7 protein-coding genes and 2 pseudogenes are annotated in these 15,869 nt (G+C 57.7%); 3 read left to right on the top strand and 6 right to left on the bottom strand.

Annotated elements, in window-relative coordinates:
- The first annotated feature begins 26 nt into the window (after positions 1–26).
- Together JEM67_RS06495 and JEM67_RS06490 are read left to right on the top strand one after the other, a co-directional pair.
- Positions 27–1,301 carry an HlyD family secretion protein gene (locus tag JEM67_RS06495; RefSeq protein WP_199635534.1) on the top strand — a complete coding sequence of 425 codons (1,275 nt, stop codon included), beginning with the start codon at positions 27–29 and terminating at the stop codon, positions 1,299–1,301.
- Positions 1,294–3,408: a peptidase domain-containing ABC transporter gene (locus tag JEM67_RS06490; RefSeq protein ID WP_199635535.1), complete on the top strand. Its 2,115-nt coding sequence runs from the start codon at positions 1,294–1,296 to the stop codon at positions 3,406–3,408. Before JEM67_RS06495 ends, JEM67_RS06490 begins: the two co-directional genes overlap by 8 nt.
- A gap of 60 nt (positions 3,409–3,468) precedes the next feature.
- On the opposite strand, the pseudogene JEM67_RS06485 reads toward JEM67_RS06490, so the two are convergent.
- Positions 3,469–3,648, bottom strand: a pseudogene (locus JEM67_RS06485) (IS5 family transposase); the annotation flags it as partial.
- On the opposite strand from JEM67_RS06485, the pseudogene JEM67_RS06480 reads away from it, so the two are divergent.
- A pseudogene (locus JEM67_RS06480) lies at positions 3,642–3,725 on the top strand (helix-turn-helix domain-containing protein); the annotation flags it as partial. The pseudogenes JEM67_RS06485 and JEM67_RS06480 overlap by 7 nt on opposite strands.
- A gap of 88 nt (positions 3,726–3,813) precedes the next feature.
- Here JEM67_RS06480 and JEM67_RS06475 read toward each other — a convergent pair.
- The 5 genes from JEM67_RS06475 to JEM67_RS06455 are packed head-to-tail and all read right to left on the bottom strand — an operon-like array spanning position 3,814 to position 15,832.
- Positions 3,814–4,731 (bottom strand): alpha/beta fold hydrolase, encoded by a 918-nt coding sequence (locus JEM67_RS06475; protein WP_013811848.1) that lies wholly within the window; start codon positions 4,729–4,731, stop codon positions 3,814–3,816.
- 26 nt (positions 4,732–4,757) lie between these two features.
- The gene (locus JEM67_RS06470) at positions 4,758–5,912 is read right to left on the bottom strand and encodes an alkane 1-monooxygenase (RefSeq protein ID WP_013811847.1); all 1,155 of its coding nucleotides are present in this window, start codon (positions 5,910–5,912) and stop codon (positions 4,758–4,760) included.
- On the bottom strand, positions 5,906–6,976 hold the full coding sequence (locus JEM67_RS06465; RefSeq protein ID WP_199635536.1) for a 2Fe-2S iron-sulfur cluster binding domain-containing protein: 1,071 nt from the start codon (positions 6,974–6,976) through the stop codon (positions 5,906–5,908). The genes JEM67_RS06470 and JEM67_RS06465 overlap by 7 nt, the downstream gene beginning before the upstream one ends.
- A 1-nt stretch (position 6,977) precedes the next feature.
- Positions 6,978–7,994, bottom strand: coding sequence for an arylesterase (locus JEM67_RS06460; protein ID WP_199635537.1), 1,017 nt, complete (start codon positions 7,992–7,994; stop codon positions 6,978–6,980).
- The gene (locus JEM67_RS06455; RefSeq protein WP_199635538.1) at positions 7,994–15,832 is read right to left on the bottom strand and encodes a type I polyketide synthase; all 7,839 of its coding nucleotides are present in this window, start codon (positions 15,830–15,832) and stop codon (positions 7,994–7,996) included. The genes JEM67_RS06460 and JEM67_RS06455 overlap by 1 nt, the downstream gene beginning before the upstream one ends.
- Positions 15,833–15,869 lie beyond the last annotated feature (37 nt).

The following is a 15,869-nucleotide window of genomic DNA, read 5'->3' as shown; positions in this document are numbered from 1 at the left end:
CATCCTTTCAATAAGGAACGCTGATAATGTTTCGCCAGGAAGCGCTTGATAATCAGAAAATGAAATGGCGCGGTCGAGCCATCATACTCCCCGGTATTCCCTTTTGGCTGACTGCAGGGCTCTGTCTGTTTTTTCTCACTGCCTTTCTCACTTTTGTTATCGCCGGCACCTATACCCGGCGGGTCAACGTGACAGGCGAGATCAGTACCTATCCGCGCGCCGCCAACGTCTATTCCGGCGTTCAGGGGGTGGTGGTCAAACAATTCGTCACCGAAGGGCAAGTAATAAAAGCTGGTACTCCTATTTACCAGATCGACGTCAGCAAGAGTACCCGCAGCGGGGTGGTCAGCGACAATCAACGCCGAGATATCGATGGCCAACTGGCGCGCATTGCACAAATTATAAGCCGACTGGAAAGCAGCAAGCAGGCCACACTTGCCATGTTGGAAAAGCAGAAGGAACAATATACCGCCGCGTTCACGCGTTCCACCGACATCCTCCGGCGGGCCCAGGAAGGGATACGCATCATGAAGGAGAACATGGAGAACTACCGGCACTATCAGAGCAAAGGGCTAATCAACAAGGATCAGCTCACCAACCAGGTGGCGCTGTATTACCAGCAACAGAACAACCTGCTGGGCCTCTCAGGCCAGAACGAACAAAACGCTCTGCAGATCACCGCGCTGGAAAGCCAGATCCACACCCAGGCCGCCGAATTCGACAACCAGATTTACCAGATGGAGCTGCAGCGCTACGAGTTGCAAAAGGAGCTGCAAAACATTGATGCCACTGGTGAGATCATCGTCCGCGCATTGGCTGACGGACGCGTCGATTCGATGAGTGTCACGGTCGGCCAGATGGTCAACGTAAGCGACAGTCTGCTGCAGGTGCTCCCGCACAATATCGATCACTATGCCCTGGTGCTCTGGGTGCCCAACGACGCCATCCCCTACATTGTTGCCGGTGACAAGGTGAATGTACGCTATGACGCCTTTCCAGCAGAGAAATTCGGCCAGTTCGCCGGCACTGTGTCCGTCATCTCCCGAGCCCCGGCATCGCCGCAGGAAATGCGGACCTACCAGGGAGCCCCCAAAGAGGCGCTGACCGCCGCCGTGCCATACTACAAGGTGATTATTATTCCTGAGAAACAGGCCATCACCTACGACGGTAAACGCCTGAGCCTGGAAAACGGCATGAAAGCGCAAAGCACCCTGTTTCTTGAAAAAAGGAAAATTTATCAATGGATGTTATCCCCGTTCTACGACATGAAACACAGCGCGACGGGACCGGTCAATGAGTAAGCCCTCCGTCAAAAAACTGCTCAGCCAGTTGGATATACGATTGAGCCATCATGTCCCGATGGTGCACCAGACAGAATCCTCGGAGTGTGGGTTGGCCTGCCTGGCAATGATCTGTGGTTACTACGGAAAAAATATCGACCTGATAGCTTTGCGCAGGCAATTCAACCTTTCGAGCCGCGGTACCACTCTGGGTGGTCTGATCGGTATCGCCGAGCAGTTGGGACTGGCGACGCGCCCTCTATCGCTGGATCTTAACGAACTTGGCGCACTGAAAATGCCCAGCCTATTGCACTGGGAATTCAACCATTTTGTGGTATTGGTCAGCGTCAAAGGCAACCGCGTGGTACTGCATGATCCGGCACGTGGCCGCCGGACAATCAGTCTGGCGGAATTGTCGCACAGTTTCACAGGGGTGGCGCTCGAAGCCTGGCCCGGCAGCGAATTCACCGCCGACAGCGCTCGACACCAAATCCGTCTTCGCACACTGATTGGCAGCGTGCACGGGCTGAAGCGAACGCTCGGCAAAATCTTTTGCCTCTCTCTGGTGTTCGAAACTATCAACCTGGTTATGCCGGTCGGCACACAACTGGTGATGGATCATGCCATTCCCGCAGGGGATCGCGGCTTGCTGACGCTTATCTGTGCTGGACTGATGCTGTTCATTCTGTTACGAGCCGCCATCGGCATGGTGCGCGCCTGGTCCGGGCTGGTCATGGCGACGCTAATCAACGTGCAGTGGCAGTCCGGGCTATTTACCCATCTACTGCGGCTGCCGCTGAGTTATTTTGAACGGCGTAAACTGGGTGACATTCAATCGCGCTTCGGCTCGTTGGATACGCTGCGAAGCACCTTCACCACCAGTATCGTCGGTGCCATCATGGACGGCATTATGGTCATTGGCGTACTGATGATGATGGTGCTGTATGGAGGGTGGTTGACCTGGGTGGTGATCGCGTTCACCGCACTCTACGTACTGATGCGTCTACTGACCTATGATTATTATCGGCAACTGTCTGAAGAGTCGTTAGTGAGAAACGCTCGTGCCGGTTCGTATTTTATGGAGACACTGTACGGCATCGCTACCGTCAAGATGCAGGGCATGGCGGAACGACGCATCGCTCACTGGCTCAACCTCGAAATAGACAATATAAATACCGGTATCCGGGTCACCAAAATGAACATGTTGTTTGGCGGCATTAGTACCTTCGTTGCAGCCTGTGACCAAGTCGTTATTCTGTGGTTGGGGATCAGCATGGTGATCGATAATCAGATGACTATTGGCATGTTCGTCGCATTTGGTGTCTTTCGGGGACAGTTCTCCGACCGTATTGGGTCGCTGACGGAATTTTTACTGCAGCTGCGAATGATGAGTCTGCACAACGAACGCATTGCCGATATTGCTCTGCACCCACGCGAGAATCGTAAACCCGACGTCCCTTACACGGCGGGACTGCTACCGGCGGGCCTGACGACCAACGCTCTGAGCTACCGTTACGACAGTCAGTCACCGGCCATCTTTGATACCCTGGACATCACCGTTGCCCCGGGCGAGTGCGTGGCCATCGTGGGCCCCTCCGGCGTCGGTAAGACCACGTTGATGAAAGTGCTGTGCGGGCTATTCTCCCCCGATACGGGCCGGGTTGAGGTGAATGGCATCGATATCCGGCAGCTCGGCATCAATAACTACCATAAGATGATCGCCTGCGTGATGCAGGACGACAAGCTGTTCTCCGGCTCGATCCGGGAAAACATCTGCGGGTTTGCGGACGAGGTGGATAACGCCTGGATGGAGGAATGTGCCCGTGCTGGCTATCTGCACGAGGTGATCATGCGCATGCCCATGGGGTATGAAACCTTGATAGGTGAACTGGGGGAAGGGCTGTCCGGCGGGCAAAAACAACGGCTGTTTATTGCCCGGGCGATTTACAAGAAACCGGCAATTTTGTTCCTGGACGAAGCTACCAGTGCGCTGGACAATGAGAGTGAAGCGGTGGTGAATCAGGCGATAAAGGCGCTCAGCATTACGCGGGTGATCATCGCCCATCGTGAAACCACTATTGCATCAGCCGATCGCATCATTGATCTGACCAACAAGGCAAAGAAATGAACATATCGCGCTTCAACTTCATGCTTGCCTGCTTTGCGATGGCCTTGATGGTTAGGTCTCTTAACCAAAAAATCGCTTTAAAAACAACCTAATAGAACCTAACTTAAGCATGCAAAGGTAATTTCTGGCTGTTTTCTCTGAGCATGTGGCAATACGACGATGTTCTTTTTATCCCCCAAAGCAACGCTCAACGACATTGCGTTTTTTATACCGCTGGGTATCCAGTTTTCTGCGTCCATCCCGCCGAGATCTGGCCTAGCCGTTATTATGATGACGCCGGGTTGCTGCTGGACAGGAAGGCGAGGATCCGGCTCTGAAGATGTGCGGGGTTTGCCCCCGCGCCGGAACCCGATAGCCATTATCCCTGACTATCGGGCAATCCCGCCCCGGCAAGAATAGCGCCGGTTAAGGTTGAAGCGGAGCCAGATGCGCCAACACCAGATCTATGCCCTCCCCCGGGCGGCGCAACGGGTTATGCCCCAGCCCCCGGGTTTTCACCAAACGGGCGGCGGGCCAGGCTTGGGCCAGGCATTCTGCTTCCACTTCCAGGACGATATCGTCAGCGTTGTCGTGGATGATTAACGCCGGTTGTTCAATCTGCCGCAACCCTTCATAGGCGTTAAAGCGCTGCCAAACGGCATCTCCAATGCCAAAGTAACGCTCAATGTAACCCCGTAAACGTTGCTGCTGGCGCGCCGGCAAATTGAGGATAGAAGCATACTTGGTCACCAGGCCGCTAAAGTGCGTAGGCGCGCCGACAATCACCAAGGCTTTGGTACGCAGCCCGGCTTTCACCGCGTTGATCGCCGACAGGCCACCGAAGGAGTGGGCCACAATCGCGTCAAACCCGCCCTCTTGCCGCTCCAGTCGCTGAATGATTTCGATAAACTCGACAATGCTGCTCTGGTCGCCTTCCGCATCCCCGTGTGCCGGTGCGTCAAAACCGACAACCTGGAAACCCCGTTCCACCAATACCTGGATCAAACGCGAGAAATGCGATGCCCGCGACTCCCAACCGTGCGCCAACAGCACCTTTGGCCCCTGTTGCCCCCAGTGGTACACCACCGCCTGCTTATCGTTGCTCAGGGTGATGTACGTAATGCTGCTCGCCATGCCCATCGTCTGTTTATCGCTTTCACGCGTCGGGACGCGGCGTGGGGTGAAAAAGCGTTTGCCAAGGTAGGCGGCCGTTGGGCCAGGCACCACAAAATCCATTAACCGGATACCCACTTTAATGCAGGATACGGCCGGTGAGCGCATATAAGCCGGCCCACGATACTGCCGGTAGGCTTGTTCGATAAGTTGGTCAAAATGTTCACTCATTGTACTCTCCAGAATCGCGGGTGACGTTAGACTTGCGCGGACGCCTCTTGCGCCGCTTGACGCTTATCGAGCTGCCGAATAAGGGCCCTTTCCGCCTCCGTGGCGACATGCCGATCCCAATACGCCAGCTTTGCTTCCATGCGTTTAAACCACAGAGGCGGTACCAACGCATACAGGATATGCGCCACGTAACCATGATCGATCCCCACCGCATAGCTGTGCGCTTGCAGCCGCCAGAACTCCCGACGCGGATTCGTATGGTGATCCGAGTGGCGCGTCAGATTCAACAGGCCGGCAGAAGATGCCTGGTTGTTGCAATCCCAGCTGTGGCGTGGCTCAACGCGGGTATTGGGCACCCGGATTAAACCGTAATGCTGGATATAGTTGACGGTTTCAAACAAGAACTTGGAGACCAGCATGGCCGCCAGGCAAGCGAGTAATCCACGCCCCCCTGCCGCTGCATAACAGGCGGCCAGGATCGTCAGGCTCATGATAACGCTGCGAATCACTCTATTGCCCAGCGTAATACTCCGCTTGCCCTGGCCTTTTAGCCGTTGCTGTTCCACCTGCCACGACTCACGGTACTGCGACAGCGACGAGCGGATAAAGAAACGGTAAACATGCTCGCCACGGCGTGCCGTCGCCCCATCGGCGTACGTCGCCACATTGGGGTGATGCGAGTACACATGGGAGATAGAAAACTGCGCATCCGCGACCAATGCCAGTAACCAGCGCCCGACGATCATCGCCAACCAGCTCTGGGTTTTGTGGATAAGCTCATGAGCCACCACCGTGTTGGTACTCAGCGTATAGCCGGTGGACACGGCGGCCAGCAGCAATTCTGGCATGCGCATACCGTGCAAGGCCGGTACATCCCACCCCGTCGCCGCCGAGATCCCGGCCCCAAACCCCAGCACATCGCCCGGCGCCGCCTGCCAGATCAACGTAAATAGCGCCAGCAGGGCCGCGGGAAGTTGCAGATAGGGGATCAGCGCCAGAAGCGCGGTGAAACGATAGTGGTGATCGGCAGTATCTACCGGGGTCACATTATCAAAGATCAAATAACTCAAGGATACGCACAGCATGGCGGCCAGTATCCACCCGCCGCCGAGCAAGTTGGCCGCCGCCGTCAGGGGTAAAAACACCAGTGGCACCAGGGCGAATCTTAGATAACTCAACATACTAACTCCTTATTATTCGAGATTTTTTCCTCGGCGCCGGCAGGAGAAAAACAGTCTGTTTGGATATGTTGCGCCATCACCCCGCTCGCAAGCAGCCCCCGTTGGCACGCCTGCGCCAGCCCTGGGTTACCGCAGATCAGCGCCCGCCAGTCGCGAGCCTCCAGCCCGTATTTTTGGTACGGATAGAGGCTGCGCCACTCCTCCAGCCAGGATGTAAAGCGCCCCGCAAGCTCGTGCTGTTTTCCTTCATTCTCCTGCGACAACGCATGCAAGTAATGGAAGCCTTCATGCTGTTGTTGCAACCGCTGCAGTTCGGCAACGTCAAACTTGTCCTGCCGCTTGCGAATGGCATGCACCAGCATCACCGCCCGATAGGGATTACGCGCCAGAGCCGCACGAACCAGCCCCAGCGTGGTCCCCAAACCTGAGCCGCTGGCTATGGCCAGTAATGGCCCTTTCCCGTCATCGGCTTGCCCAAACCGTCCGCTACAGCCAGACACCCACAGGGTGCGCCCGACGCTGTCCTGATCGCATAAAAGGGGAGAAACGCGCCCCTGCTCTCTCAGCGTGACATCCACGACAATCTCCCGCGCGTTACTGGACCAACTCACCGAGTAACTGCGGACATCGGTGCCCGGCTGGTGGCACAGCTGCAAAAATTGCCCGGGCAGGAAAGGCATAGCCTGCTCAGGCGACAGGGTGATTCGCCACACCCGGCTTGAGAGAGGAGTTGCCTGTTTTATCTGAGCCGGCACCCAGTTTGTCGCTACCGCAGCCGACATCAGGGTTAAATCAGACTGGGGCAGGCACTGGCAGGCCAACACATGGCCGGTCGCAATTTCTTCGGCACTGAGCAAATAGCCGAGATCCACCAGCGAACGCACTTCACCGCTGACCACCTGGCACAGGCAGGATTTGCAAGACCCTACCTGGCAGTTATAAGACAACGCCACGCCGGCTTTCAGCGCGCTTTCCAGCACCGTTTCCCCCGCATCCAAGGTGAAGACTTTCCCCTCCAGCACTCCCTGAAAGGTGCTGCGGCGCGAGAACCATCTCTTCAGCATGTTATTGCTCTCCGCACGTCAGCAGGCCATCGTCAAATACGCTACCCATCAGGATCCGCCCGCCGAGCGGTGCCGCCACGCTGATCGCCGCCAACGCCTGGCCATGGCTCTGGTAATAAATCTGCGAACGCTCAACCGCACCCTGTGTGCCCAGCGACAGTTGCCAAACCAGCGACGGCGAACGCGCTTGCGCATCCTTTTGAAATGCGGCCAGCTTTAACAGTTGCGGATGCGCGGCCACCAGCAGCCCATCCCCGTCAGGCATGATATTGTCGACACCGTGCAACCCGGTGAACCGCCCCAGCAAGACGGGGGACGCCTCGCCCGGCCGCCATGCCCAACTGCTCACGGTGCCGTTGGTGGTTTCCGTCACGTACAACCGCCCTCGTTGCGGGTTGTAGTAAATGCCGTTGGCAAAATGCAACCCATCAAGCAGCGTATGCTCCCCCGCGTCGTCTACCAGCAAGACCAGCGAGAGTGGCAGCCGCAGATAGTCTTCAACGCGCCCCAACATGCCGGAAAAGGCGTGATCGCGCGTCAACAGCCAACGGGATTTATCAATGACGCTGATGTCATTGATATTCTTGCCGACGCTGCGCGACAGTTCAGGCTGATAAACCAGCCGCATCGCCGCCCGTTCAAAACGGAACGTCTCGATGCGATCCCCGCGAGAGCCGTGGCTCACTGCGTAAACCCACGTCTCTGCGCCCTTTTGCCACACATCGATACCGTGCGGGTAAAACTCAGCCGGATAGTCGCCGGGTAAACGCAGGGGCGCTTGCCCCTGTTGAAAGTAATAGAGCGCCCCCGGCGCGTTATCGTGGCGATTCAGGCTGCTGAGCAGTGCGCCCCCTTCCTTCAGCGGCGCAATATCCTCCGCGCCGCTGATCCCCGGTATTTTTTGGCATTGCTGCAGGTTAATATCCTGAACGCGGTAGAACACGCCGGCGTCAAACAGCAGATTGATTACATACGCCAGCACAGCGACAGCCAGTGCTATACCCATCAACTTTTTCATCATGCTTCCACGGCAACCTGTGAATAAAACTGCTGATTTACGACGCTCACACCTTGCTCAGCCAGAACCGCGATCGCAGCCAGATACTGCTCCAGCAGCGCTGAGGCGGTTTGCTCGGTGAAATAACGCGTCTGATAATCCAACTCAATCGACAGCTCATCGGCCATTTCCACCACGTTCATCATCAAGGGGAACTCGACCGCGTTGACCGGCAGCATCGACAGGCTGGCCTGCCACTGGCGCATTTCCGCCAACGGAACGGACGGCTCAACATTGAACGTGGCAAGCAGAGGCAGTGGCGCTTGATCACCATGGAAACAACGTGACGGCAGTGCCGGCGCATCACGTTGCGCCAAAATGGCCTGATGCACCTTGGCCACGAACTCAGGCAACGACGCGCTCGCGGCGCTGTTGAAACACAACGGCATCAGGCTGACGCATTGGCCGACCACCCCTTCGCTGTTCTCGAAGTCACGCCCGGCATTCGGCACAGCGACAGGCAACAGAGAGTGGCCGACAAACTTCTCGAGCGTCAGTACAAACAGGGCATTCAACATCACAAAACGCGTGGTGCGCAGTTCGGCGGCCACTTTACGCAGTTGGGCCGACAAGTTCGGGTAAGCCAGCCCTTGCTTCAAACGCAGGCCTTGATACGGCGCGGCCTGCAGGACAACCGGCAGCGCACTGGCGGGATCGAGACGACGCGCGGGGATAGCGGCCAGCCGTTGAGCAACCTCTGCATCATTGGCCGTCTTTTCCGCACGCATAAAACGCAAATAACTCGGCGCCGCCGACAGCTCAGGGCTAAACCCTGCCGCCAGCGCATCATAGATATGCAGCAGTTCACGCAGCATCACCATAAATGACCAGCCATCCGCCACCGTATGGTGCGCCGTCAACGCCAGGGCCGTTTGGCCGGGCTGGCTCAGCAACAAGACGCGCGCCAGCGGCGCTGCCGTCAATACGAAGGGTTTAGCGGCAAACGCGGCCAGCCTTGCAGCAACCTCTGCCGACTCACTGCGCTCCTCAATAAAATCAACGTTGACCACGCCCGACGCCACCCGCAACGCCCCCGCCCCATTGAACTGCATGCGTAAGGATTCATGACGTTCGCTCAGCAGCGCCCACGCCTCAGCCAGGGTTGCTCCGTCAATCTCACGCGCCGTCTCAACCACGCAGCCAATGTTGCCCGCACACAGCCCGCTTTCGTCTTTGGCGGCCAGCAGCATAAAACGCTGCTGGCTGTCGGCGGCCGGGTAAGGCGTATCGGGGTGCAAACCGGCGTCACCAAAGAAGCCGTCAACGCGCATGGCATTAACGCTCTCTTTTACCGCCGCGATAAAGAGCTCTATATCTTGCGAAGAGTGCGCGGTGGACACGAAGCAGTTGCGGCCCTCCCAAATAAAGATGCCGCGCAGCATGAGATGGTGGAACAGAATGTCGTAGTTACCGCTGAATTTGAAACGGAACAAACTGCCCGCCGAGACGATCTCGATCGGCGTCCCCGTCGTGACAAACCAGGTGTTGAGCGTCTGCGCGAGGTAATGCGTCTTTTGGTTGATGTCGTCATAGAGACCGGGGTGGCTCTTGATATAGTCGAGCACCGCTTTGCTGGCCGCCATGGTCAGAGGGTGTTTGGAGAAGGTCCCGGCAAAGAAAATCAGTTCGGACTGCGGCCAGGATTCATCGCCGTATTGCCAGAAACCGCCATCAATACTGTCCATAAAGCGCGCCGACCCCGCAATGGCACCGATCGGCATGCCGCCGCCGACAATCTTGCCGTAGGTGGCAATATCGGCCTGGACACCGTAATACGCCTGCGCGCCGCCGGCCTCCAGGCGGAAGCCGGTAATCACTTCATCGAACATCAAGGCGATATTGCGCTCGGCCGTCAGCTTACGCAGCGCATGCAAATAGTCGCGCGGCTGATGGTCGGGATAGCGGCTTTGAATCGGCTCCACAATGACCGCCGCCAGTTGATCGGCATACCGGGCAATCAAAGCCAAGCTCTCTTCGCTGCCGTAGTCGAGCACCAGCAGATCTTCGACCAGGGACGCCGTTGTCCCTGCGGCAATCGGCACTGCCCGCTCCGGGGTTTCGCCCCCCTGCTGACGCCCCAGGATGCCATCAAAAACGCCGTGATAAGAGCCGCTGAACAGCGCCACTTTGTTCTTGCCCGTTACGGCACGCGCCAGGCGCACCGCGCTCATGACGGCTTCAGAACCGGAGTTACAGAACGCCACGCGGTGCTGGCCCGTCAGCTCTGCAATCAATGTTGCCACCTCACCGGCCAGCGCGCTCTGCGGCCCGATTTGCATGCCTTGCGCCAGCTGTGCGGCAACGGCCTGTTGCACGCACTCCGGTGCATGGCCTAACAGATTGGCGCCAAACCCCATGGTGAAATCAATGTACTCGTTACCATCGGCATCCCAAATACGGGAGCCTTGTGAACGCACGCCCACCAGGGGATACAGCATTTCCTTCGTGGATAACCGGAAGCCCGCCGATGCCCGGTTATCTGCCAGCACGGCGCGGTACTGCTGCGCATTGTGCTTGGAGCTCGGGGTTTTGCCGACAAACTGTTGCGTCAATTGCTGTATATGTTTATCGCGCTCGGCCCCTAATGAGGTCTTCTTGGTTTCCTTTTTAAACCAGCTACTGTGCGCGCCGGCTTTGGCCGGTGCAGCGGTAGCCGGCGCGTTACTCGCCACGGCCGGTGCAGGAAGTGCGGCTACCGGCGCGCTTGCCGGTACCGAAGGCAGCGCGGGTGCGGAAAGCGGTTGAGCATGGCCGCCGCTTAACAGACGCAGCTGTTGCGACATGACCTCTAATTGCCGCGCAATCACGCCTTGCAACTCGGCCGGGGCCGTTGCCGGTATTCCCCATTCCTGTTCGAGCTGGGGGGACGACGCAGGTATCACTGAAGCGTCGGCTTGCGGCATTGCCGTCACAACCCGGCTTTCACTGGCCAGCGCGACGGGTTCCGCCACTTGCGCACGCTCCACGACGTAATGGATCACCGCATCCAGCGTATTCAACTCTTCAAACAGCGATCTCAGCGGGATCGCCACGCCATAGCGATCTTTGATGGTATTGATCGCATCCAGCAAGACCAGCGAGTCGGCCCCCATTTCCAGGAAGGGCAGATCATCATCCAGAGCTTCGGGCGATGCCCCCAAATACCCGGCAATGATCGCTTTGATTTCGGCGTGTAATTGATGTTGTTTTGACATAGCGTCCTCATGTGAAGATGGTGGCAGCGTTGGCGTTTCATCGGCCAGCCAATAAGTTTTCCGACAGAATTGAATGGCCGGCAGCGTCAACGCTTCACGACTTGTTGCGCGATACAACCTGGACCAGTCGATGTCATGCCCTTGCTGCCACAACGAACCCAGCAGCGTCAGCAGTGATTGGTATTCATGGCGATGATCCGCGGCCGCCAAAATCGGTTGGCTGCGATCGGTGGCGGCGACAAACTTGCCCAGCGAACTGTCGGCGCTCAGATCCACAAAGGTATATTTCCCTTCCTCCCTCAGCGCCTGTATGCCTTGCAGGAAATGAACGGGTTGCCGGATTTGTTGGCTCCAGTAGTCGGCATCGGTGTGCCGGCGCGGCAGAGCGTCCAGATTGCTGTAGAAAGGGATATTCCCCTCAGCAAAATCAATATGCTGCGTCAACCAAAGGCGATACGCCGGCAAGATGGGATCCATCAGGTGAGAATGAAAGGCGTTGGTGGTTTTAATCCGGCGTGCATGGCCGCCTTGCGCTGAAACCGCCTGCAGACAAGCGTCAATCGCCGGCGAACTGCCGGTGATGGTGGTCAGCGTCGGCGTATTGAACGCGGCAATATCGATATCATCGGCCCAGGGAGCGATACTGCGGCGAACCTCGTTTTCGCCGCTGAACACCACTGCCATCGCGCCCTGCTGCTCCAGGCTGCCCATCAGGAGTGCGCGCTGATGAACCATCGCCAGCCCCTGATCCAACGAAATCTGGCCGGCGACAACCGCAGCGCAATACTCGCCCAGGCTATGGCCAATCACCGCCGCCGGGCGTAGCCCGAACTGCAACAAGCTGTCCGCCGTGGCATAGCTGCAGGCAAACAGGGCCAACTGGCAGGTTTTGGCGCAACGCTGCCAACGGTCGTCCTGCGCATGCAGCGCTTGCCGAATATCAATTTGATACCGTTCCAGAACCCGCTCTGCCAAGCTATCGAAGCACGTGCGGTAGTTCGGCAGGTGCTGGTATAGGGCCGCCCCCATACCGATTTGCTGCGTTCCCTGCCCCGGGAAGAGCCAGACCTGCGGGCGCGGTTTCTCCACTTTATTCGCGGTGAGTTGCGCCAGGTTTTCTGCCAATTGCCGGCGGTTGTCGCCACAGGCAAACCCGCGATAGCGCGGGTGGTCATAACGGGTATTGACCAGGCGACACCATGCCGGGACGTCAACGTCGTGTTGCATTTGCAAGGTGTTATAAATGCCGTCACGCTGCGCGTTGAAACCCTGTTCTTCGTGCGAGGCCACCAGCAACAGCGCCAGCGGCTGGGCCGCCTCATCGCGCTTCGCGGCCTGCGGACAATCACGCAGTATCACGTGGCTGTTCGTCCCGCCGAAGCCAAAACTGCTGACACCGGCATAACGTTGGCCCGCCGCAGACTCCCAGGCGCAAGAGTGGTTGCCCGCTACCGCCACCCGGCGGCTAATGGCAGCGATATGCGGATTTTTCTGTTGGAAATTCAAATGAGGCACGCGCTGTTGGCTATGCAACATCAACGCGGTCTTCACCACCCCAAGCACGCCGGCTGCGGCTTCGAGATGGCCAATATTGGTCTTGACGGATCCCACCTGAACCGGTGCCGATTGGCTCCGCTCGGCAAACACCGCTTCCAGCGCCTGATACTCAATCAGGTCACCCAGCGCCGTCCCGGTGCCATGCGCTTCCACATAGTCGATGTGATTGCTGTCGATGCCCGCCTCGGCCAGCGCCCGCGCGATCACCGCCTGCTGCGATGGCCCGTTAGGCGCCGTGATGCCGTTGCTGCGGCCATCCTGATTGATAGCGCTGGCAACCAAGGTGGCATAAACCCGATCGCCATCGGCCAATGCCTGCGCCAGGGGTTTCAAAACAACGATGCCACACCCCTCGCCACGCACATAGCCATCGGCGCGCGCGTCAAAGGTTTTGCACTGGCCGTCCGGCGCCAGCATCTGCGCCTCGGTGAAGACCTTTTGCAAATGCGGCGTCAACGCCAGATTCACGCCGCCGGCAATAGCCAGCGAACTGCGTCCTGAGCGCAGGCTTTGCATGGCCCCGTCGATGGCCACCAGCGAAGATGAGCAGGCCGTATCAATGGCGACGCTTGGTCCTTTAAAATCATAAAGATAAGATATGCGGTTGGCGGCAATGCTGTGTGCATTGCCCAACCCGCTATACGCGGAAACTCGGTCGCCCGAGAGCAGGGCATAATCACTGGCGCTGATGCCGATAAACACCCCGGTGTCGCTCCCCCGCAGCGCCGAAGCCTGTAACCCCGCATCGGTCAGCGCCTGTTGCACGGTTTCCAACAGCAGGCGATGTTGCGGATCGATATACTCCGCCTCGCGCGGCGAAATACCAAAGTAACCGGCGTCAAAATCACTCACGCGGTCAAAGAAACTGCCCATGCGGTTAAAACCGCTGAGTGAAGAGCCCGCCCAACGGTGAGCGGGTATTTCCCCCGTGGTGCTTTGCCCCTGCTGCAACATCGCCCACAGCGCCTGCACGCCACTGTGGCCTGGCAGTTCAACCCCGATACCAATCACGGCGATATCCTGGCTGGCCACGGCCGTCCTGGCGGCTTCTGGTCGCGCAACGGGTTGCAACAGACCCGCAGCCAGCTTATTGATCGTCGGATAATCGTAAATCAGCGCCGGCGACAGCTCACGCCCCAAATGGTGCTCTAACTCGCCGATCACGCCAACGGCCTGTAACGAGTTCAGGCCAAAGGCGGTAAAAGCCTCATCCCACTGTTCTTCACCGACAGCGCCATTGACCGCAGTGCCGATGATTCCGGCGATAAGCGCGGCCAGGGCAGGCACGCTGTATGAGGCAACATCGGCAACCTGGGCCGCTTGCGGTTGCTCGGCCCGGCTACGCCATTGCACCGCCAGTTCATTTTGCCGGTACATTTCTCTGGCGCGGGTACGTTGCAATTTGCCACTGGTGGTGCGTGGAATGGCCCGGCGGCCGACCCATACCCATTCCCCCAGGGTTATGCCGTGCCGCTCGGCCACCGCGGCATTCAAACGCCGGTTCAACGCTGCGGTATCCAGGGTCTCTTTGAGACGTTCAGGGATCTCCAGCAAGGCCACCGCCTGTTCAGTTTGGGCAATCTCGGCGGCGAAGACGCAAACGGTTGCGTCTGCCAGCAAAATATCTGCTCCCCTGATCGTTTCCTCGATATCCGTCGGGTAATGGTTTTGCCCATTGACGATCAGAAGTTCTTTCACACGTCCGGTGACGTACAGCGCCCCCGCTTGCAGGAAACCCAAATCGCCGCTGCGTAACCAATGCGCCGGATCAGGCTCGATGCACGCCTGGAAGGTGGCCTCTGTCGCCGCCGGGTTATCCCAATAGCCGGCCGCAATGCTGGGCCCACGTAACCAAATCTCGCCGGTTTGCCCGGCCGCAAGCGGTTGTAGAGTATCAGGATCGACAATGCGGACATCGGTGCCGGGCAACGCCTCGCCACAGTTGACGACATCCCCCGATTTTTCTTCGGCGACCGCCATCCCCTGGCCTTTCTCCCTGCCGGTAACAATCAGCGTGGTTTCCGCCATGCCATAGCAGGGTAAAAACGCCTGCCCCCGGAAGCCGGCCGGGGCAAAGTGTTCACTGAACTGGCGCAGCGTAGCTGGGCGGATAGGCTCCGCACCGCAAAACGCCACATCCCAGCTGGAAAGATCCAGGCCTTCGGCCTGCTGCGGGCTGATTTTGCGCACACAGAGGTCATAGGCGAAATTAGGGCCACCCGACGTCGTCGCACGGAACTCTGACACCTGCTTTAGCCAGTTAAGCGGGTTTTTCATCAGCATCATCGGCGACATCACCCGGCAGGGAAATGCCCCGAATACCGGCTGAAGCAAGCCGCCGATAAGCCCCATATCATGGAAATGCGGCAGCCATATCATGCCGCGGCTTTCATTGTGGTGACCGAAATAGCGATGGATGGCTTGAGAGTTGGCCCACAGGTTGCCATGAGTGACCATGACCCCCTTTGGCGTACCGGTTGAACCCGAGGTATATTGCAAAAAAGCCACATCGTCGTCGCTCACCGGCGCAGGATTAAACGCCCCTGAAAAATGGCTATCGAGATGCTGAAGGCGATACCCCGCCGGTAATGCCACGGCGGGCAGTTGATCAAAGGTAAAAATTAGCGGCGCTAGCGGTAAACTGAGCGATATTAAGGTTTCAGCGCCTTTCCCTGTGGTGATAATAAATTCCGTTTGCGCATTGCGTAAAACCCCAATAAAGCGCTCCCACGCGCTTCCTGAGGCCTTGGCCGGCATAGGAACAGGCACGGCAATCATGCCGGCATAAAGACACCCAAAAAAAGCGCCAATAAAATCTTCGCCGTCGGGATAAAGTAAAATAACCCTGTCGCCCCGATGACCGTATTGCTGAAGCGCGCTGGCCAGAGAGGCGGCGCGCTGATGCAATTGTCTGTAACTTTGATTCTTTATTTCTTTGGCACTTCGCAAAAACTCAAATGCCGTCTTGTCGGTATGTTGAACAGCAAGTTCGGGCAATAGTTGGTTGAAGGAATTAAATCCCCTGTTAAACAACTGATGAGACGGCATAATGATTAGCTCTTTATTCTCAATATAAAATATGAAA

Source organism: Serratia sp. PAMC26656 (assembly GCF_016469055.2).
Classification (GTDB): Bacteria; Pseudomonadota; Gammaproteobacteria; order Enterobacterales; family Enterobacteriaceae; genus Serratia; species Serratia plymuthica.
Note: the sequence above shows the minus strand (reverse complement) of the source record. Positions and strands in the feature narration are given on the sequence as shown.

What these genes read in the sequence shown, in the direction of transcription:
- JEM67_RS06455 (WP_199635538.1), bottom strand. Translation starts at nt 15,832, where the DNA reads ATGCCGTCTCATCAGTTGTTTAACAGGGGATTTAATTCCTTCAACCAA.
- JEM67_RS06475 (WP_013811848.1), bottom strand. Translation starts at nt 4,731, where the DNA reads ATGAGTGAACATTTTGACCAACTTATCGAACAAGCCTACCGGCAGTAT.
- JEM67_RS06465 (WP_199635536.1), bottom strand. Translation starts at nt 6,976, where the DNA reads ATGCTGAAGAGATGGTTCTCGCGCCGCAGCACCTTTCAGGGAGTGCTG.
- JEM67_RS06490 (WP_199635535.1), top strand. Translation starts at nt 1,294, where the DNA reads ATGAGTAAGCCCTCCGTCAAAAAACTGCTCAGCCAGTTGGATATACGA.
- JEM67_RS06460 (WP_199635537.1), bottom strand. Translation starts at nt 7,994, where the DNA reads ATGAAAAAGTTGATGGGTATAGCACTGGCTGTCGCTGTGCTGGCGTAT.
- JEM67_RS06470 (WP_013811847.1), bottom strand. Translation starts at nt 5,912, where the DNA reads ATGTTGAGTTATCTAAGATTCGCCCTGGTGCCACTGGTGTTTTTACCC.
- JEM67_RS06495 (WP_199635534.1), top strand. Translation starts at nt 27, where the DNA reads ATGTTTCGCCAGGAAGCGCTTGATAATCAGAAAATGAAATGGCGCGGT.